Origin of the sequence: Pseudomonas sp. 2835 (assembly GCF_050435905.1) — a bacterium.
In the GTDB taxonomy this organism is placed as follows: domain Bacteria; phylum Pseudomonadota; class Gammaproteobacteria; order Pseudomonadales; family Pseudomonadaceae; genus Aquipseudomonas.
In genome coordinates this window covers 216067-234012 of record NZ_JBNDLE010000002.1, presented here as the reverse complement: position 1 = coordinate 234012, position 17946 = coordinate 216067, and the positions used below count along the sequence as shown (strand labels likewise).

General features: G+C 63.0%; 21 protein-coding genes. 3 read left to right on the top strand and 18 right to left on the bottom strand.

Translation table 11 applies throughout. The features are described from left to right. Positions 1-13 precede the first annotated feature (13 nt). Genes phnE through ABIE20_RS03090 form a run of 4 tightly spaced genes read right to left on the bottom strand, consistent with a single transcriptional unit; the run spans position 14 to position 3244 of the window. Positions 14-781 (bottom strand): phosphonate ABC transporter, permease protein PhnE, encoded by a 768-nt coding sequence (gene phnE / locus ABIE20_RS03105; protein WP_429502713.1) that lies wholly within the window; start codon positions 779-781, stop codon positions 14-16. After that, positions 778-1605, bottom strand: a complete 828-nt coding sequence (locus ABIE20_RS03100; protein WP_429502711.1) for a PhnE/PtxC family ABC transporter permease — start codon at positions 1603-1605, stop codon at positions 778-780. The genes phnE and ABIE20_RS03100 overlap by 4 nt, the downstream gene beginning before the upstream one ends. Further along, positions 1599-2393, bottom strand: coding sequence for a phosphonate ABC transporter ATP-binding protein (locus ABIE20_RS03095; protein WP_429502709.1), 795 nt, complete (start codon positions 2391-2393; stop codon positions 1599-1601). Before ABIE20_RS03095 ends, ABIE20_RS03100 begins: the two co-directional genes overlap by 7 nt. Then, a complete protein-coding gene (locus ABIE20_RS03090) occupies positions 2390-3244 on the bottom strand; it encodes a putative selenate ABC transporter substrate-binding protein (RefSeq protein WP_429502707.1) in 855 nt (284 codons plus the stop codon). The genes ABIE20_RS03095 and ABIE20_RS03090 overlap by 4 nt, the downstream gene beginning before the upstream one ends. Before the next feature lie 121 nt (positions 3245-3365). Here ABIE20_RS03090 and selD point away from each other — a divergent pair, with 121 nt between their 5' ends. After that, positions 3366-4400: a selenide, water dikinase SelD gene (gene selD / locus ABIE20_RS03085; protein WP_429502705.1), complete on the top strand. Its 1035-nt coding sequence runs from the start codon at positions 3366-3368 to the stop codon at positions 4398-4400. Next, positions 4400-5503, top strand: a complete 1104-nt coding sequence (gene mnmH / locus ABIE20_RS03080) for a tRNA 2-selenouridine(34) synthase MnmH (protein WP_429502703.1) — start codon at positions 4400-4402, stop codon at positions 5501-5503. The genes selD and mnmH overlap by 1 nt, the downstream gene beginning before the upstream one ends. Before the next feature lie 2 nt (positions 5504-5505). Here the strand turns inward: mnmH and ABIE20_RS03075 are convergent, their stop codons facing one another. Then, a complete protein-coding gene (locus tag ABIE20_RS03075) occupies positions 5506-5889 on the bottom strand; it encodes a lysozyme inhibitor LprI family protein (RefSeq protein WP_429502701.1) in 384 nt (127 codons plus the stop codon). Continuing rightward, on the bottom strand, positions 5886-6857 hold the full coding sequence (locus tag ABIE20_RS03070) for a LysR family transcriptional regulator (protein WP_429502699.1): 972 nt from the start codon (positions 6855-6857) through the stop codon (positions 5886-5888). The genes ABIE20_RS03075 and ABIE20_RS03070 overlap by 4 nt, the downstream gene beginning before the upstream one ends. Before the next feature lie 88 nt (positions 6858-6945). Here ABIE20_RS03070 and ABIE20_RS03065 point away from each other — a divergent pair, with 88 nt between their 5' ends. Next, a complete protein-coding gene (locus tag ABIE20_RS03065; protein WP_429502697.1) occupies positions 6946-7428 on the top strand; it encodes a DMT family transporter in 483 nt (160 codons plus the stop codon). Here ABIE20_RS03065 and ABIE20_RS03060 read toward each other — a convergent pair. From ABIE20_RS03060 to ABIE20_RS03005, 12 genes are all read right to left on the bottom strand, one after another. Next, a complete protein-coding gene (locus tag ABIE20_RS03060) occupies positions 7425-7973 on the bottom strand; it encodes a hypothetical protein (RefSeq protein WP_429502695.1) in 549 nt (182 codons plus the stop codon). The genes ABIE20_RS03065 and ABIE20_RS03060 overlap by 4 nt on opposite strands. Then, positions 7973-8500, bottom strand: coding sequence for a hypothetical protein (locus tag ABIE20_RS03055; protein WP_429502693.1), 528 nt, complete (start codon positions 8498-8500; stop codon positions 7973-7975). Before ABIE20_RS03055 ends, ABIE20_RS03060 begins: the two co-directional genes overlap by 1 nt. Positions 8501-8569: 69 nt before the next feature. After that, on the bottom strand, positions 8570-9139 hold the full coding sequence (locus tag ABIE20_RS03050; protein WP_429502692.1) for a GNAT family N-acetyltransferase: 570 nt from the start codon (positions 9137-9139) through the stop codon (positions 8570-8572). A 54-nt stretch (positions 9140-9193) separates the two neighbouring features. Next, the gene (locus ABIE20_RS03045; protein WP_045196148.1) at positions 9194-9568 is read right to left on the bottom strand and encodes a YkgJ family cysteine cluster protein; all 375 of its coding nucleotides are present in this window, start codon (positions 9566-9568) and stop codon (positions 9194-9196) included. Between the two features lie 251 nt (positions 9569-9819). Beyond that, positions 9820-11040, bottom strand: a complete 1221-nt coding sequence (gene alaC / locus ABIE20_RS03040; RefSeq protein WP_115088667.1) for an alanine transaminase — start codon at positions 11038-11040, stop codon at positions 9820-9822. Between the two features lie 113 nt (positions 11041-11153). Then, positions 11154-12287: a hypothetical protein gene (locus ABIE20_RS03035; RefSeq protein ID WP_429502689.1), complete on the bottom strand. Its 1134-nt coding sequence runs from the start codon at positions 12285-12287 to the stop codon at positions 11154-11156. A gap of 114 nt (positions 12288-12401) precedes the next feature. After that, complete coding sequence (locus tag ABIE20_RS03030; RefSeq protein WP_429502687.1) at positions 12402-14162, bottom strand: isocyanide synthase family protein; 1761 nt, start codon at positions 14160-14162, stop codon at positions 12402-12404. A gap of 27 nt (positions 14163-14189) precedes the next feature. Further along, a complete protein-coding gene (locus ABIE20_RS03025; RefSeq protein ID WP_429502685.1) occupies positions 14190-14894 on the bottom strand; it encodes an HAD family hydrolase in 705 nt (234 codons plus the stop codon). After that, positions 14894-15889, bottom strand: a complete 996-nt coding sequence (locus ABIE20_RS03020) for an L-tyrosine/L-tryptophan isonitrile synthase family protein (protein WP_429502683.1) — start codon at positions 15887-15889, stop codon at positions 14894-14896. The genes ABIE20_RS03025 and ABIE20_RS03020 overlap by 1 nt, the downstream gene beginning before the upstream one ends. Before the next feature lie 194 nt (positions 15890-16083). Then, positions 16084-16971 carry a heme o synthase gene (cyoE, locus tag ABIE20_RS03015; protein ID WP_038997062.1) on the bottom strand — a complete coding sequence of 296 codons (888 nt, stop codon included), beginning with the start codon at positions 16969-16971 and terminating at the stop codon, positions 16084-16086. Between the two features lie 11 nt (positions 16972-16982). Then, positions 16983-17315, bottom strand: a complete 333-nt coding sequence (cyoD, locus tag ABIE20_RS03010; RefSeq protein WP_038997063.1) for a cytochrome o ubiquinol oxidase subunit IV — start codon at positions 17313-17315, stop codon at positions 16983-16985. Next, entirely contained in the window at positions 17316-17945 is a 630-nt protein-coding gene (locus tag ABIE20_RS03005) for a cytochrome o ubiquinol oxidase subunit III (RefSeq protein WP_026001353.1), read from the bottom strand. Position 17946: the final 1 nt, after the last annotated feature.

Here is a 17946-nt window from a genome sequence, read left to right as displayed (position 1 = left end):
CAATGCGCAGGTTTCAGGCCCGCACAAAGCGCTGCCTGAGCACATCGCTCAAGGCATCGACCAGCAATACCAGCACCAGCATGGCGATGATCACCGTGCTGGCCTGGGATTCCTGGAACAGGCTCAGGGTGGTGTAGAGCATCTGCCCCAGGCCACCGGCGCCGACGAAACCCAGCACGCTGGCCATGCGGATGTTGTTCTCCCAGCGGTACAGGCTGTAGGCCAGCAGCTGCGGCCAGAGGTTGGGCAAGGTGCCGAAGCAGAACGCAATAACCTGGCTGCCGCCTTGCAGGCGAATGGCCGCGGCAGGTTCTGGCGGGGCGTTTTCCAGCGCTTCGGCGAACAGCCGGCCAAGTACGCCCGAGGTGTGCAAGGCCAGGGCCAGGGTGCCGGCATTGGGCCCGAGGCCTGCGGCCAGGACGGTCAAAGCCGCCCACACCAGCTCCGGAATCGCTCGCAGGGCGTTGAGCAGCAAGCGCGCCACGCCTTGCAGCGGCCAGCCAAAACGCCCGGCGGCAGGTAAGGCCTGCACCAGGCCGAGCAGCACCGCAAGCAAGGTGCCCAGGCCCGACATCGCCAGGGTTTCCAGTGCGCCCTTGACGACCGCCCGCAGGTGCTCGGGGCTCAGGTCTGGGCTGAGGAATCGCAGTGCATAAGCCCCCATCTGCCCTAGCCCGCCATCGCCAAACAGTGCCTGCAGATCAAGGCTCAGGTAAGCGAACGAACCTGCCACCGCCACCACTAGCGCCAGCACCAGCGCGGTATTGATCAACGCTCTCATGCCAGCCTCCCGCGCAGCAGGCGGCTGAGCTGGTCGGCCAGCCACACCAGCAGCACAAATGTCAGCAGCATGCTCGCAACCTCGGCCCCGGCGAACATGCGCATCGACAGGTCGATCTGCTGCCCCAGGCCGCCCGCCCCGACAAAGCCCATCACCACCGAGGCGCGGATCGCGCACTCCCAGCGGTACACCGTGTAAGACACCAGCTCCGCCGCTGCAGCCGGCAGGATGCCGTAGCAGAACGCGCTCAAGCGGCTGCTGCCGGCCTGCAACAAGGCATGCGCCGGGCGCTGGTCGACCGATTCGAAAATCTCGGCATAGACCTTGCCGAGCATGCCGCTGTAGGTGATGGCGATGGCCAGCACCCCGGCGGTCGGGCCCAGGCCGACGGCCCGCACAAACAGCAGTGCCCAGACGATCTCCGGCACACTGCGCAAAAAGATCAACAGGCCGCGCACCGGCAGGCGCAAGGTGCGCGACCAGAAGCCCAGGCGCCCGCCCCGTGAGGCTGCACGCAACGACAGCGCCCGGCTGGCCAGCAGGCTGGCCGGGATCGCCAGCAGCAAGGCCAGGGTCATGCCGGCGGTGGCCACGGCCAGGGTCTGCAAGGTGGCGTCAAACAGCAGCCGAAGAAAATCCGCATCATGGGCCGGCGGCCAGAAGGCGCTGACAAAATTGCCCATCTCCCGGCGGTTATCGGCCTGTAGCAACACCCCGGGGTTAAGCTCGCTGAGGCGGATGCCCGGCCACAGCAAGGCTATCGCCAGCAGCCCCAGCAACAGCCTGGGCAGCGCCGCCGGGTCGCGCTGATCAGCCCTCAGCATCGAGGAATCTGCAGGTTCAATGCCGGCAGCGGTAACGCCGGCGGCAGCAGTTGTTCGTTGGCATACAAGGCATCGAGCATGTCGCTGCTGACCTCATCCGCCGGGCGATCAAAGGCGATGCGCCCCTCGCGAATACCGATCACCCGTGGGAAATGCGCCAACGCCAGCTCTACCGCATGCAGGCTGGCGATCAGGGTCACGCCGCGCTCGCCGGCATGTTGGCTGAGGGTTTTCAGGCTGTGTTCGGCCAGCACCGGGTCCATGGCCGATACCGGCTCGTCAGCCAGCATTATCTGTGCTTGCTGGTACAGCGCCCGGGCGATGCCGACCCGCTGCAACTGGCCACCGGACAGTTGCCCGCACTGGACAAAAATCTTCTCGGCCATGCCAAGGGTCGTCAGCACTTCGCGCACCCCGGCAACATCCGCTGGGTACAGCAGGTTGAACAGCCCGCGCAAGGTGCTCCACTGCCCCAGGCGCCCGGCCAGCACTGCGGTCACCACGCGCTGACGCGGCGGCAACGGCGGCGCCTGGTGGATCAGGGCGATGCGGGCGCGCAAGCGCTGAAGTGCAGCGGCCGACAAGCGCCAGGGCGCTACGTCAAGCAGCTCGACGGTGCCGGTGCTGGGCGCAAGGGCCGTGCCCAGCAATTGCAGCAAGCTCGACTTGCCCGCGCCCGACGGGCCGATGATCGCCACCCGCTCGCCGGCGCCAACCTGCAGGTCGATGCCGTGCAGGGCCTGGACCTGGCCGTGGCGCAGGCTGGCGCCGGTCAAACGGATGGTCATTTCAGCAGTTCGGCGGCGCGCGCGGCCTCTTCGATGCCCTTGTAGTTGTCCGGGCTGGTTTCGATGAAGCGGCTCGCGGCCTGCAGGTCGAGGATGGCTTTGTCGGCGGGCTTGGCCGGATCAAGGTCGAGGAAGGCCTGCTTGATCCTGGCTTTGAGCGCCGGCTCGAGGCTGCCGCGCACAGTCCAGTTGTAGTCGTAGTAGCTTGGGGTTGTGGCGAATACCTTGACCTTGTTGGTATCGACCTTGCCCGCAGCCACCAGTTTGTCCCAGACGCTGGCGTTGAGCACGCCTGCATCGACCTTGCCGGCCTGGACCCAGGCGGCAGTGGCGTCATGAGCCCCGGAATAGGCAACGCGGCTGAAGTAAGTCTCCGGCTTGATGTTGTCATTCTTGAGCATGAAGTAGCGCGGCATCAGGCTGCCCGAGGTGGACGAAACAGAACCGAAGGCAAAGGTCTTGCCCTTGAGGTCGGCCAGGCTCTTCACATCAGGATTGGCAGTGATGAATTTGCTGGTGAATCTGGCGTCCTGCTCACGCTGCACCAAGGGCGTTGCCGTCGGATCCTTGAGGTGCACCTGCACGAAAGTGAACCCGCCGAGCCAGGCCAGATCCAGCTTGTTGGCCACCAGCGACTCGACCACTGCCGGGTAATCGGCCACCGGCACGAACTCGACCTTCATCCCCAGCTTCTGCTCCAGGTACTCGCCCAATGGCTTGAACTTGCGCAGCAGTTCGGTGGGCGCTTCGTCAGGGATGGCACTGACTCGCAGTGTGTCGGCCGCCATGGCCAGGTAGGACGAGCACGACAATACCAGGCCGGCAAACAGCGCCAGGGGACGTTTGAGCATGGGGATTCTCCGGTTCAATAGCGGGGAAAGGGCCACACGGGCCACCCCGGAAATTATAAGAGGCATCGGCGTAAAGACCAGCTTTGCTACACTCGGGCCTTCACGAATTTTCGAGGTGCGTATGAGCGAGCCGATTCGCCTGACCCAGTACAGCCATGGCGCCGGCTGTGGCTGCAAGATCTCTCCGAAGATGCTCGAGGTGATCCTCGCCGAAAGCGGCACCCAGGCCCTGGACCCCAAGCTCTGGGTCGGCAACGCCTCGCGCGACGACGCAGCCGTCTACGCCCTCGATGACGAACGCGGTGTGGTTTCGACCACTGACTTTTTCATGCCCATCGTCGATGACCCATATGACTTCGGCCGCATCGCCGCCACCAACGCCATCAGCGACATCTACGCCATGGGCGGTGACCCGCTGATGGCCATCGCCATTCTTGGCTGGCCGGTCAACGTGCTGGCCCCGGAAGTGGCCCGCGAAGTGATCCGCGGCGGTCGTGCCGTCTGCGCCGAAGCCGGTATTCCACTCGCCGGGGGCCACTCCATCGATGCCCCCGAGCCGATCTTCGGCCTGGCGGTAACCGGCGTGGTGCAAAAGCGCCACATGAAGCGCAACGACACCGCCACCGTCGGCTGTCGCCTGTACCTGACCAAGCCGCTGGGCATCGGCATCCTCACCACCGCCGAGAAGAAAGCCAAGCTGCGCGACCAGGACAAGGGCCTGGCCCGCGACTGGATGTGCACCTTGAACACCCCGGGCAGCCGCTTCGGCAAGCTGGCCGGGGTCAAGGCCATGACCGACGTCACCGGCTTCGGCCTGCTCGGCCACCTGGTGGAACTGGCCGACGGCAGCGGCCTCAGCGCCCGCCTGAACTACAGCGCGGTGCCGCGCCTGCCGAGCGTCGAGCACTACCTGAATGAAGGTTGCGTGCCGGGTGGCACCCTGCGTAACTTCGACAGTTATGGCGAGAAAATCGCCCCGCTGAGTGACGAGCAAAAGCACCTGCTGTGCGACCCGCAAACCAGCGGCGGCCTGCTGGTGGCGGTAGCGCCAGAGGGTGAAGCGGAGTTTCTCGCCGTGGCCGGCGAACTGGGCCTGAACCTGGCGCCGATCGGCGAGCTGGTCGAGCGACAGAGCCATGCAGTTGAGGTGCTTTGATGCGCGACAACTGCACTGACTACCGCCAGCTGTTTCTTAACGATGTAGCCATGATGGACATGCGCGCTCCGGTCGAATTCAGCAAGGGCGCCTTCCCCAACGTGATCAACCTGCCGCTGATGAACGACCTCGAACGGCAAAAGGTCGGCACCTGCTACAAGCAGCAGGGCCAGCAGGCCGCCATCGCCCTCGGCCATCAACTGGTCAGCGGCCCGCTCAAGGACCAACGCATTGCCGCCTGGGCCACCTTCGCCCGGGCCAACCCCGAGGGTTACCTCTACTGTTTTCGCGGCGGCCTGCGCTCGCAGATCGCCCAGCAGTGGCTCAAGGCTGAAGCCGGTATCCACTACCCCAAGGTGGTCGGCGGCTACAAGGCGATGCGCAATTTCCTGCTTCATACCACCCAGCAAGCGGTAACCGACTGTGACTTCGTGCTGATCGGCGGCCTCACCGGCACCGGCAAGACCGAAGTGCTGCAACAGTTGGACAACGCGCTTGATCTGGAAGGCCATGCCAATCACCGCGGCTCCAGCTTCGGCAAGCGCGCCACCGGCCAACCGGCGCAGATCAACTTCGAGAACCAGCTGGCCATCGATGTGCTGAAAAAGCGCGCAGGCGGCGTCGAGCAGTTCGTGCTGGAGGACGAAGGCCGTATCGTCGGCAGTTGCACGCTGCCGCTGGAGCTTTACCAGGGCATGCAGCGCTACCCGCTGGTGTGGCTGGAAGACAGCTTTGACAACCGCGTTGAACGGATTCTGCGCGATTACGTGATCGACCTGAGTGCCGAGTTCGTTGCCTTGCACGGGGATGAAAACGGCCTGCCGCGGTTTGCCGAACGCCTGATCCAAAGCATGGCCAACATTCTCAAGCGCCTCGGCGGCGAGCGTTACCAGCGGCTCTCGGCGTTACTCGGGCAAGCGTTGCAAGAGCAGCTTCACACGGGTGAGGTGGACCTGCACCGAGCCTGGATCAGCGGCCTGCTCAACGAGTACTACGACCCGATGTACGCCTACCAGCGCCAGAGCAAGGCCGAGCGTATCGAGTTTGCCGGCGACCAGCGCGAAGTGCGCGAGTACCTGCGCGCCCGCGCCGCCCGGCGCTGACCTCAAGGCTGCAGCAAAGCCTGCAGTTCGTCGGCCCGGTCGCGGGTGCTGCCGAGGATGCAACCGGCGCCATTGAGCTGGTCCATGGTGCCGCCGGTGAGGCTGTAATACAGGTTGCAGTTGGCGTCGCGGTATTTGATCCATGCGCGCTGGGCTTCACGCAACTGGGTTTGCTGGGGCCCTTCGAGGCTGGCCATGGCCTTTTTGTAGGCACTGTTGAGGCGGCTGTCCTGACGTTTGATCTCGGCGCCGTTGCAGTTGTTCATGGCCAGGGTGGATTCGGCGGTTTTCATGCAGGCGCTGTAGGCCGGGGAATATTCGTCCTGGGCCTGGGCTATTGAAGAACAACAGACCAACAGGCCGACAAGCAAAAATGGATGTTTCATTCTGCGGACTCCTTCTTGGGTGGGAGCGGCGGTGCGACGCCTCGACTTGCCCCGCGATCAGGCCGGCCATATTGACACACCTGCATCACCTTCTCGCGCAACCAGCGGTGCCCCGCCTCCCCCTCGCGGCGCTGATGCCAGGCCTGCTGGAAGGCAAACGGTTTGATTGCCAGCGGTGGCGCAAACCTGCGCAGGCGTGAATCCAGCTTGCCGCTGTCCAGGCTGCGCCGGGCCACGGTAAGGATCAGGTCGGTGCCGGCAATCACTTCCTGGGCCGCTGCCCAATGGGGCAAGGCCAGCGCCACCCGGCGCCGGGCACCGATGCCCTGGAGCGCCAGGTCGATTTCGTTGTCGATCCCCGGACGCACCGCCACCAGGACATGCGGCCGCGCCAGCCACGCATCCAGGCTCAGGCCGCCCCGCGCAGGCAAACTGTTGCGATCGGCGACACAGGTGAACGACTCTTCGAACAGCGTCTGCGCCCGCAGCTCTGCTGCCATCTGCGGAAATACCGCCAGGGCCAGATCGGCCTCGCCGTCGAACAACTGGCCGAGCATGGCCTCCCGGCTGCCCTGGGAAACAATCAAATCAATCCCCGGCGCCTCTTCGCGCAGCATGCGCATCAACCCGGGCAACACCACCCGCGCACCGTAATCAGACATCGCCAAGCGAAAACTGCGCTGTGCCCGGCGCGGATCGAAACCGGGGCTGCCGAGCAGGCCGTCGAGCTGCTCCAGCGCCTGCTGCAAAGGCTCGATCAGGGCCTGGGCGCGCGCCGTAACGTGCAAACGACCACCACGACGCACCAGCAACGGATCACCGAACAGCTCACGCAACTGCGCCAGGGCATGGCTGACCGCCGGCTGGCTACGATGCAGGCGCAAGGCCGCGCGCGAGACATGCTGCTCGGCCAGCAACGCGTGCAGGGTCAACAGCAGGTTGAGGTCGATCCGGCGCAGATCATCCATCAGACGAATAACTCCTGTGCAGCATTCGAATTTCCATTATTGGGATGGATAGCAAAGACTTTGGCAAGCCACATTTGAGAGCCATGCCATGAACCTGCCCGCTATTACCGCCACCTTGCTGCCCCTGACCATCGCCCTGCTGGCCGGTGCCGCCGTGCCGTTTCAGGCCGGCAGCAACGCAGCGCTCGGCCGCCTGCTCGGGCATCCGTTGTGGGCGTCGCTGGTGTCGCTGGCGGTGAGTATGCTGATGGTGATCCTGGCATTGCTGGTGTTGCGCGCGCAGCTGCCGCACCTCAACACGTTGGCCCAAGCCCCTTGGTGGGCCTGGCTGGGCGGCGTTGCCGGGGTCGCCTACATCACCGCCGCACTGGTGCTGACGCCAAGGCTGGGCGCCGCCGGCTTCATCGTTTGCGTGATTGCCGGGCAAGTGCTGTCGTCGCTGATCATCGACCAATGGGGCTTGATGGGCTTGCCCGAACGCCCGGTCAACGGCCTGCGCCTGGCCGGGGTCGGGTTGATCGTGGTCGGCATGCTGGTGGTGCAATGGGGCACGTCGACATCGGCCCGCTAAATGGCGTCCTTGTCTATCTGCACCGGCGGCGGCTCGATCATTTTCTTTAGCTGAAAGTGCAGGCTGGGGGTCTGGATCGCATAGACGATGGCAATGTTGAGTACGATTGCCAGGCCACCGTCCAGCCAGCGCCAGCCCGGCACCGGCGCGCCTTTGAGCGCCTGCCGGCACCACCAGGCCTGCGCCCCGCAGAAGAAACTGATCGACAGCAGCCAGAGGTAATAGCCAGGACCAAAGCCGGTGACGTCGAGAAAGCTGTAACTGTGGTTATCCGGCAGACGCTCCACCCGCAGCGCGCTGAGCGCCAGGTACAAGGCGCCAAGACCCAGCACCAATGCCAGCCAGCGCCAGCGCCGGTGCATCAGGATCGCCAACCCCAGCAGCGGGTTGGCGAACCAGCTGAATATCTGCATGACGACGCCCCAAGGTCCCAGCAACAGTATCTGCAGGGCCAGCAGGCGGCTATCGCCTGACAGGTAGATGGCATCGAAGCACAGGCTCAGCAGGTACAACGCCAGGGTGATAGCAACGTAGAACCGGGCCATCAGTTGCCTCCACATTCGCTGCAGGATGCTTGCTCAGGCACTGAACGAAACGGCACTTTACTCCAGGGTGTGAAGGCCAGCGGCACGGTCAAAACGATGCCAGCGATCAGCGCCCACGCCGGCCAGCCCAGCAGCGGCACCTTGCTGCTGTTCGCCGGTTCACGGCGGTAACGCCACTGGCCGAGAATGAACACCAGCATCGCCAGCAGCCACACGTAATAACCAATCAACAGCCCCGGACCGTTGGGCGAATCAGGCACCGGGGTCAAGCCGAGCCAGCCCAGCGGTACCATCAGGCCACTGAGCGCCAACGCCGCGCAGCCCAGGTACAGGGCCACCTGCGGCTTTGTCCGGTGCATCACCAGGGCGGCGAAATACAGCGGGTTGGCAAACCAGAAGGACCCGTTCAACACCCCCAGGGCCAGGGCGTGCATGCCGCGCATTACGTCGTGCTCACGGGCGCAGGCCTGGAGGAACAGGCTGGTGAGGTAGCAGGCCAGGCTTAAGGTCAGGTAATTGAGTGGCACCAGTAAATCCATTTGGCTGGTCAAAGTGCGCGCGACAATAACCCAGACAGCGCTGCCGCGCTTGAGTATTCAACCTTCCAGCGGCGCCTGATCGAGCAGCAGCCCGTACAATCCCGAGTCCGATAACTCACCGGCAACACACCAGCGCTGGCGCAGCAGCCCTTCGAGCACAAAACCCTGACGTTCCAGGGTACGTGCCGAGCCGTGGTTACGCGGGTCGATTTCAGCCTCCAGGCGGCGCAAGTGCAGGCCATGGGCCAGGTAATCGATGAAACAGGTCAGTGCCTCGTCCATGAAGCCACGGCCTTGCGCGGTGCTGGCCAGGCAATAACCGATTTCGCCACGGCGCGAGACGGGGTCGAGGTTGAACAGCTGGGTCATGCCGATCAGTTCGCCATTGTCACGCCGGTAGATGCCAAGTTTAAGCAACTGGCCGGCGGCATAGGCGTCACGGTCTTCGGCCAGTGCGGCCTGTGCCTGCGCCAGCGCTTGCCAGGGGCTGTGGTGCCAGTAACGCATGACCTGCGGGTCGGCCATGATGGCAAACCACGCTTCGGCATCCTCGGGCAACATCGGGCGCAGTTGCAGGCGCGGGCTTTCGAGGCACAGGTCAGCGGGAAAACTGTACATGCGGGTCACGCGGGACCTCCTGTCCGATTCATCAACCCGGCAGTGTACCCCTCAAGTCGCGCCTCAGGCGACTTCGGCGCCCTCGTCCGGCCAGATCGGTTCGTTGGCCTCAAGCGGTGGCAGGCCGTAGGCGGCACGGGCGGCATCGCAGCTGGGGTTGGCTTCACCGTTGACCCAGGCCGCATCAAACTCGCGGCACGGGGTAGAGCGCTGTTCATACAGGCTGCAGCTGACCCCTTTGCCGATCTCGCCTTCGAGCCCGATGCAGCGACAGGGTTTGCTGTCGGTGCCGATCATCGCTACGCGGCTGGGGCTGATCTGGACCACCAGATCGTCGGGCACGACACCACCCGCCGACGTGCACTCACCCCAGAAGAAAGACACACGGAAATACCCGCAGCAGGCGCCGCAGTTCAAACAAGGATTATGTTCGGACATGATGAGAAGGGGGGAGGTTGATTATCGTTATAGGGAGAAACCCGCCGCCATTCTATGCTTTGCCGGATGTTTGAGAAGGGGGGTAATGCAGAAATAAATCGCCGCTGACGGACGGTGGTGATGGCGCCCTGCCCAGCGTTAAAATTGCCCTGTCGGGGCTGCTTTGCAGCCCTTTCGCCGGCAAGGCCGGCTCCCACGTGCTGCCCCTGTGGGAGCTGGTCTTGCCAGCGATGGAGCGTAGAGCGCTGCCGTTACTTCTGGGCCGGCTTGCTGCCGACGCCATCAGCGCGGAACATCTGGCGGATGCCGCGCACCGCCTGGCGGATGCGGTCCTGGTTCTCGATCAGGGCAAAGCGCACATGATCATCACCATAGTCACCAAAACCGATGCCCGGCGACACGCAAACCTTGGCCTCGGCCAGCAGCTTCTTGGCAAATTCCAGCGAGCCCAGGTGAGCATACTCCTCGGGAATCTTCGCCCAGACGTACATCGACGCCTTGGGGTTCTCGACCATCCAGCCCAGCTCGTGCAGGCCTTTGACCAGTACGTTGCGGCGCTGGCGATACTGCTCGGCAATGTCGCGTACGCACTGCTGGTCGCCTTCCAGGGCAGCAATGGCCGCGACCTGCAGCGGGGTGAAGGTGCCGTAGTCGTGGTAGCTTTTGATGCGAGCCAGGGCGCTGACCAGCTCGGGGTTGCCGACCATGAAGCCGATCCGCCAGCCCGCCATGTTGTAGCTCTTGGACAAAGTGAAGAACTCCACGGCAATGTCCTTGGCCCCGGGCACCTGCATGATTGACGGCGCCTTCCAGCCGTCGTAGACGATGTCGGCGTAGGCCAGGTCGTGGATCACCAGCACGTCGTACTGCTTGGCCAGGGCCACTACCCGCTCGAAGAAGTCCAGCTCGACGCACTGCGCGGTCGGGTTGGAGGGAAAACCGAGGATCATCATCTTCGGTTTCGGGATGGACTCGCGGATCGCCCGCTCCAGCTCATTAAAGAAGTCCACGCCCGGAATCAACGGCACCGAACGCACCTGGGCACCGGCAATCACTGCGCCGTAGATATGAATCGGATAGCTGGGGTTGGGCACCAGCACGGTGTCGCCATGGTCGAGGGTGGCGAGCATCAGGTGCGCCAGGCCTTCTTTGGAACCGATGGTGACGATGGCTTCGCTTTCCGGGTCGATCTCGACCTCGTAACGGTCCTTGTACCAACGCGAAATCGCCCGGCGCAAGCGTGGAATACCGCGGGAAGTAGAGTAGCCGTGGGTGTCTTCACGCTGGGCGACCTGCACCAGTTTTTCGACGATGTGCGGCGGCGTGGCCCCGTCGGGGTTGCCCATGCTCAGGTCGATGATGTCCTCGCCACGACGGCGTGCAGCCATCTTGAGTTCGGCGGTGATGTTGAAGACGTAGGGGGGGAGACGATCAATGCGCGCAAAGCGGCGCGGCGAACCTTGGTCAGCCATGGCTTCCTCGAAGACGTAAGCGCCCGGAACCGTCCGAGCGACGTTGGCCACTGCGGTGGCCGAAGCAGAAGATAGGGCCTCGGCCGCCGCGCTGTCCAGCACAAAAATCGGTACTAACGGATTTCCTTGTAGGACGACGTCTGCCAGCGCACTGGCGCAGCCAAGCCTTCGACGGGCATCAGGCCGCTGCCTTTGACCGCGCTGAACCCGGCAGTCTGGCTGCCCAGAGAAACGGCACGCTCGCCCTTCTCCGACTCGGTCACCAGGGTGTACGAATGCTTACGCATTGCCTGATATTTGCTGTCATCCTGGACCAGCACCTGGTGATAAGCCTGCAGCTCACGTTCGCCCAGGTTAAGCATTTTTTGCAGTTTCACTCCCCAGCGAGTCAGGCAGACTTCAGCAAAATGGCGAACGATCAAGCCAGGTTCGGCCAGTACTTTGCTGCCGGCGGCACCGTCGGCAGCGGCATTGCCCACCAGCGTAGCGTGACGTCCGGGCATCGGATAGACGTGGCAGCGGGTACCGGCATGGGTTTTGGGAATCACGCAGGAAAAGCCCTTTGAGCGCTCGTCGCGGGAGAAGAAACCTACGTACTGTTTGACGTTTTCGCCCAGTTGCACGCGGTGGCGGTCGAAGTTACCAATGCCCGGCACCGGATCGATGGCGAATATATTCACTGGAAGCTTTTTCAGCTCACTGTCGCCAAGCATGGCATTGGCCAGCATGTGGCAGCTGACGGCGCCCCTGCTCCACCCCACCAGGTTGACCTGGGTGGGAATGACCCCGTCCTTGCGAAACTGCTTGATAATCTGCTCCTGGAGCAGCTGCGGGGTAATCTTGCGATTGCCGTAGTTGTAGGTGCGCCAGAACCAGGACGCCGTAGCGGTCGAGTTGGGGATAGGGATGCCAGCAGCCTTCAGGCGCTGATACTCCTCCTCGCTCAGTTCCGTGCGCTGCCAGTTGCTCTGCCCCTTGATGATCTGCAGTGCGTGCTGGACGTTCTCCTCCCAGCCTTTGCCGAACAAGGTCTGGTTCCAGTTGTAATAACCACCGGGTTCGACGAACAGCTCATCGGCTTGCAGGTTGCCACTGCCCGGGCCATCGACGGCGATCCAGTGGGCATACTCCTTGCCCTGGTCGTTTGAGGCGAGGGTCGAAACCAGCTCGCCATTCCAGAAGCTGGGGTTGTTGTCGTCGAATCGGTGCGACCCAGTGCCGCAAAAATACACGGTCAAAACACTCATGCCATGATCCTATCGGGTTGAAGATCACGACACGCTACCGCCGGCACAGCACCCGCGGCAGGCGGAAAGCCTCCCGGGCAACGGGCACCGAGCCGCTGCCAGGGAGTGTTCGGCTCAGTACACTTGAACCCGCCAGAGCTCGCGGGAAGCCGAAGCCGGCGACATCGGCAAGCGCCCGTGCAGGGTTTGGTAGTTGTCGATAAGCACCAGGTCACCCTCGACCCATTCATGGGCAATCAGGCATTCCTCGTCATACACCAGGGCATTAAGTTGCTCGAGCAGAGCCTGCTGAGCGTGCGCCTCGAACCCTTGCACTTCCTGGCTCAAGGTCTGCAGGCTGGACTCGGTACCCTCCTGATAACGCAGGATCCGCTCACCGGTGCGCGGGTGCAGGTCGACCAGGCTGTAGTGGCGCGGCGAGCCACCAAAGTAGGTCATGCGCGTGTAGTAGGTGATATCAACCCCTTGCCACAACCGCGCTACCTGGTTGCCGACCTTGCGCAGGGCGTTGCGGCTGTCGACGATGGTGGTCTGCCCTTCCCCCGGTTGCGGCGCCGTCTTGCAATAGAGCATGAACTTGCTCGCGCAGAACTTCGGGTCACGCTGAACCTGGGCATCACTGTCCGGCAGCATGTTCAGGTCCCAGTGCAGCGGGGTCTTTTCCAGAGAGTGCACCACACCTTCGGGCTTGTCCGCCGGTTTGACCACATGCACCTTGCCGAACGCCCACTGATAAATGGTGCCAAAACGCTCGCAGTCGCGGGCGAAGCTGTCACGGTCGTCGAAGGTGCAACCACGCAGGCAGACAAAGCCGAATGTCTCCACCAGCGCTTCGAGCAACTGCGTCGAAAAGCGCTCGAAGCCCAGGCCCAGCGGATCCCGTACCACCAGGCCGAACAGCGGCCGTTTCTGCAGTTCGAACTCGAAGCCCTGCAGCGCCTCACCCGTGCTTTCGTGGTACAGCCAGGGGCGCCCCTGGTACTGCACCAGCACATGCTTGTCGATGTCCACTTCAGCCCGGCCACGCAGGGTCTGGCTGCCATCCAGGTGGCGTACCGGCACAGCATGCCAGGGGCTGGAAACCCGGGTCAGACCGTCGGCCAGGGCCAGGGTGAATTTCGGCCCGGCGTTGTCGTACTGATGCACCGACAGGCGGATGTCGTCGGGGAAGAAGCGATTGACCGCAGCGTTCAACGCCTGCCCGCGGAACATCATCTGGTAAGCCTTGTAGCCAATCTGCAACAGGTGATCGTCTTCGCTCTGCCCCGCTTCGCGGCATAGGCGCAAATCGTTGTAGAGGTGGCTGCAGAGCTTGTCGTGGGCGTGGCTGAGGGTTTCGTCATGGCGGCTCTGTTCGATCAGTGCCTCGACGTTCTTCCACGGCAAACGCGCCTGCTTGACCAGGGTCGCGCGCACGGCATCGGCACTGCTGGCCTGGGGGAACAGGTCTTCCATGCTCACCCAGTTGATTGTGTGGGTGGTGCACAACTCGCGCAACGCCTGGTTGTAGGCTTTGCGCACATCGTCGGGCACCCCGACGATGTCGTTGAAGGTGGTGCCGTCGCTGAGGATCGATACCACGCAACCCGCTGCGTGCAACGCGGCAATGTCCTGGCCCAGTTGGTCGAGGCGCTCGATGGCCATGGCCTCGCCGTAGTCCGGCATTGTGCCGAAGGTCTGGTCGCGGGCGTTCGGCGACTTACACGGGAAGCCCGGCAAAACCAGGCGCACCGGTGCCTGTTGATCATAAAAGCGGGCAAGGCTGGTGGCCAGGTCAGCCCTGCCCGCCGTGTCGAAGCGATCGTCATTGTCCTTGAGCAGATAACCCGCCAGCACGTCGCTGACCGCCTTGATCCAGGTGTCCTTGTGTTGCATGACCTTTCTTCCTTGAGAGGTGGTGTTTCAACGCTGGCTGGCGAGAGTGCCAGCCATGCAAGAAGTGGGTGCCTGTTGCAAGGCTTGCAGCAGCTCTGCCGGCTGCTCGCAGTAAAGATCCGCCGCCTGCGCCTGCAGGGCGTAGACCGGGCCATAGCCCCAGGTCACGGCGGCGCAGTGCATGCCCGCCGCCCGTGCAGTCATCAGGTCGATGACGGTATCGCCAACGAACAGGCAACGCGTCGGCTCGACAGCCAGGTACCTGGCAGCTTCCAGGGCCGCATCAGGTTGCGGCTTGAGCGGGTGGCCGCGGCGCTGGCCAAGGACAAGTTCGAAAGTGCCTGAAGGGAACAACTGTGCGGCCAGCTGCAGCGCCATGTCATGGGCCTTGTTGGTGACGATGGCCATCGGCAGTTGCAACCGGCGGCACCCCGCCAGCAGCTCCAGCACGCCGTCAAACGGTCGCGAAAACTGCACCAGGTGCTGCTGGTAACACGCGATGTAATGCTCATGCAGGGCCTTGTCGTCGGCAAGCCCCAGGCGTGCGGCAACCCGCTCGAGCATCGCTGCGGTACCACCGCCCACGTAGGCACTGATGGTTTCCAGCGACAGCAGCGGATAACCCTGCTGCTGCAGCACCCGGTTCAGGCACCAGACGATATCGGGCAAGGTGTCGACCAGGGTGCCGTCGAGGTCGAAGATCACGGCATCAGCCGCCAGCAGTGCAGACATCATTGCGCACTGGCGTAGTGGCAAGGGCGGCCCTGGCGGAACACCAGGCGGCTGTAGCGCTCGTCGATGTTGCTGCGCTTGTCGAGCATTACCACCCCGCTGCGCTTGATCGCCACCGAATGCCAGGGCGTGCGCCAGAGGTCGCTGGTGGGTACCAGGCGAATACCGATTTTCGCCGATACCGCCAACTGCGGGTGGATCGACAGGCGCAGGCATTGTGGATAACGCGCCTGCAGTAACGCACTCCAGGCTTCGCTGCGCTGGATCACCCGTTGCGAGGCCGGCTTGGCAATCTTCTTCACGGCGTTCAGGCTCATGCCGGCAAATTCGGCAAGGCCCGAGTAATCCTCGGACAAGAAGCGGTGGATGCCGCAGTACATCAGCATCATGTGCGGCTCGTCCTGAAAGCGCTGGCCCAGCGCGATCAGCGACTGGCCGTATTCGATCATCAGCTCTTCACGCATGGAGTCCAGACAGCCCAGCTGCGGGTAGGCATCCTTGAGGTCGAACAGGGCGAAGCTGTTCGGGTAGTGCTGCTCGGCGTAGCGCTGGATCTCGTCGGTGTAGGCCTTGACGTGCTCGTCTGGCACGCGCACCAGGTCGGAGAACACATAGCCGTCGGAGCAGATGTGAATCAACGCCCCCGGCGCATACAGGGCCTGGATTTCCGCGCACAGCTGCTGCAGCTCGTCGATGGCGTGGCGCTCGGCAAGGTCTGGCAGGTGGCTGAGGGTTTTCTGCCGGTTCGGCGATTTGCCCGGGAAGGCCGGCAGGACCATCTCGATACGCTGGCCGGCTTCGATGGCCTTGAGGACTTTATCAAGGTGCGGCTCGAGCACGTCGACCGACAGCTCATCATCCTGCCCGGGCGCCAGGCTACGACGACGGAACAGGCAGTCGAGCACCTGCAGGGCGGTATCGAAATGAGCAGAGGTGTGGCGTTCGCGCAGCGGCGCGAGGCACGCCCGTTGATCAACGGCGTTTGGCTCGGTCATGTACAGTCCCTTGTGTGATGGATCACGGCCAGCATCCTCTGGCCCTGCGCAGATACTCCTTACCTGCGCGGCGATAAAATCCGGCAAACCCGGGGTACTTGTCAACAGCAGTTTCGGTCGTTTGTGGAAACGCCGCACAAACAAAAACGCCCCAGGCTTCGCAGCCTGGGGCGTTTTCATTACACGCTGATGAATCAGTGCGCGTAAGTCAGCAGCAGCTCGGTCGGCACTTTGGTGTCCAGCGACATCATCACGCTCAGGGCAGTGATGGTGAAGATCGAGAACACGAACAGCTTGCGTGCCCACAGGCGGTCATCGACAGCCTTGTAGCCGGTCCAGGCCATGTACAGCCAGTACATGCCCATGGCCGCGGCTACGGCCATGTAGCTCATGCCGGCGTAGCCACCCAGGGTCAGCATCAGGGTCGCTACCAGGAACGCCACGATGTACCAGAGGATGTGCTTCTTGGCCACGAGGATCCCGCGCTTGACCGGCAGCACCGGAATCGATGCGGCCAGGTAGTCGTTGAAGCGGAAGATCGCAATGGCGTAGGAGTGCGGCATCTGCCACAGGCTGAACATCACCAGCAGGGTCAGTGCAGCCAGGTCGAAGCTGTTACTCACCGCGCAGTAGCCGATCACCGGAGGCATGGCACCGGACAGGCTGCCAACCAGGGTGCCGTGCACCGATTTGCGCTTGAGGTACAGGCTGTAGAACCCGACGTAGATGACAAAGCCGATCAGGCCGAACAACGCCGCCAGGGCGTTGGCCTGCACGTACAGCAGGCCAAGGCCGGCCACCCCGAGCAGGGTGGCGTAGGCCAGCGCGACTTTCAGCGAGATCTGGCCCTGGACCATCGCACGGTTCTTGGTGCGCTCCATCTTGATGTCGATGTCACGGTCGATGCAGTTGTTGAACACGCAACCGGACGCCACCACCAGCGAAGTGCCAATCACCGTGGCCAGGAACAGCATGAAGTCGACATGCCCTTGCGCGGCAAGGAAAAAACCGCCTGCCACAGAAAGCACGTTACCGAAAATGATCCCCGGTTTGGTGATTTGGATAAAGTGCTTAACGGACATGTCGTCTTACCTCACTTCGCCATCATGCTGGTGTGGATGCTGAACATGATCCACAGCGACAGGCCGACCAACAGTGCAATGACCATCACGGTAAACATGAAGGTCGACACGTTGGAGCGCTGCTCGGCGGAACGGTCCATGTGCAGGAAGTACACCAGGTGAACCACGACCTGGATGACCGCCAGGGCCACCACGACCATGATCGTGATGTCCTTCGGCATGCTCGGGAACATCACCAGGCCGAACGGAATCGCCGTCAGGATCACCGACAGGATGAAACCGATCACATAGGACTTGACGCTACCGTGGTTGCCCTCGGCGTGGCTGTTATGTGCGTTAGCCATTTACAGAACCCCCAGCAGATACACGACGGTGAACACGCAGATCCAGACCACGTCCAGGAAGTGCCAGAACAGGCTCAGGCAGCTCATGCGGGTCTTGGCGGTGCCAGTGATACCGTGCTTGTTGATCTGGTACATCATCACTGCCATCCAGATCAGACCTGCAGTCACGTGCAGACCGTGGGTACCGACCAGCGCGAAGAACGCCGACAGGAAGCCACTGCGCTGCGGGCCGAAGCCCTCGGCGATCAGGTGATGGAACTCATAGACTTCCATCGCGATGAAGCCGGCACCGAACAGGAAGGTGACAGCCAGCCAGCCCAGCACGCCGCCCTTGTTGCCCTTGAACATCTGCAACATGGCGAAGCCGAAGGTGATACTCGAGAACAGCAGCAGTGCGGTTTCGACCGCGACAAAGTCCAGCTGGAAAATGTCGTGACCCGACGGGCCGCCGGCAAAACTGCCGGACAGCACCGCGTAGGTGGCGAAGAGCGACGCAAACAGGATGCAGTCGGTCATCAGGTACAGCCAGAAACCGAATACGGTCATCTGGCCCGAGTCGTGGTGGTGGTCGTCATGCCCATGGTCGTGACCATGAGCATGAGTATCAGCGTTAATTACATGACTGGACATT

Bases quoted from the DNA above. Each gene is read 5' to 3' on its own strand.
- phnE (WP_429502713.1), bottom strand. From the start codon at position 781: ATGAGAGCGTTGATCAATACCGCGCTGGTGCTGGCGCTAGTGGTGGCG.
- ABIE20_RS03100 (WP_429502711.1), bottom strand. From the start codon at position 1,605: ATGCTGAGGGCTGATCAGCGCGACCCGGCGGCGCTGCCCAGGCTGTTG.
- ABIE20_RS03095 (WP_429502709.1), bottom strand. From the start codon at position 2,393: ATGACCATCCGTTTGACCGGCGCCAGCCTGCGCCACGGCCAGGTCCAG.
- ABIE20_RS03090 (WP_429502707.1), bottom strand. From the start codon at position 3,244: ATGCTCAAACGTCCCCTGGCGCTGTTTGCCGGCCTGGTATTGTCGTGC.
- selD (WP_429502705.1), top strand. From the start codon at position 3,366: ATGAGCGAGCCGATTCGCCTGACCCAGTACAGCCATGGCGCCGGCTGT.
- mnmH (WP_429502703.1), top strand. From the start codon at position 4,400: ATGCGCGACAACTGCACTGACTACCGCCAGCTGTTTCTTAACGATGTA.
- ABIE20_RS03075 (WP_429502701.1), bottom strand. From the start codon at position 5,889: ATGAAACATCCATTTTTGCTTGTCGGCCTGTTGGTCTGTTGTTCTTCA.
- ABIE20_RS03070 (WP_429502699.1), bottom strand. From the start codon at position 6,857: ATGGATGATCTGCGCCGGATCGACCTCAACCTGCTGTTGACCCTGCAC.
- ABIE20_RS03065 (WP_429502697.1), top strand. From the start codon at position 6,946: ATGAACCTGCCCGCTATTACCGCCACCTTGCTGCCCCTGACCATCGCC.
- ABIE20_RS03060 (WP_429502695.1), bottom strand. From the start codon at position 7,973: ATGGCCCGGTTCTACGTTGCTATCACCCTGGCGTTGTACCTGCTGAGC.
- ABIE20_RS03045 (WP_045196148.1), bottom strand. From the start codon at position 9,568: ATGTCCGAACATAATCCTTGTTTGAACTGCGGCGCCTGCTGCGGGTAT.
- alaC (WP_115088667.1), bottom strand. From the start codon at position 11,040: ATGGCTGACCAAGGTTCGCCGCGCCGCTTTGCGCGCATTGATCGTCTC.
- ABIE20_RS03035 (WP_429502689.1), bottom strand. From the start codon at position 12,287: ATGAGTGTTTTGACCGTGTATTTTTGCGGCACTGGGTCGCACCGATTC.
- ABIE20_RS03030 (WP_429502687.1), bottom strand. From the start codon at position 14,162: ATGCAACACAAGGACACCTGGATCAAGGCGGTCAGCGACGTGCTGGCG.
- ABIE20_RS03025 (WP_429502685.1), bottom strand. From the start codon at position 14,894: ATGTCTGCACTGCTGGCGGCTGATGCCGTGATCTTCGACCTCGACGGC.
- ABIE20_RS03020 (WP_429502683.1), bottom strand. From the start codon at position 15,889: ATGACCGAGCCAAACGCCGTTGATCAACGGGCGTGCCTCGCGCCGCTG.
- cyoE (WP_038997062.1), bottom strand. From the start codon at position 16,971: ATGTCCGTTAAGCACTTTATCCAAATCACCAAACCGGGGATCATTTTC.
- cyoD (WP_038997063.1), bottom strand. From the start codon at position 17,315: ATGGCTAACGCACATAACAGCCACGCCGAGGGCAACCACGGTAGCGTC.
- ABIE20_RS03005 (WP_026001353.1), bottom strand. From the start codon at position 17,945: ATGTCCAGTCATGTAATTAACGCTGATACTCATGCTCATGGTCACGAC.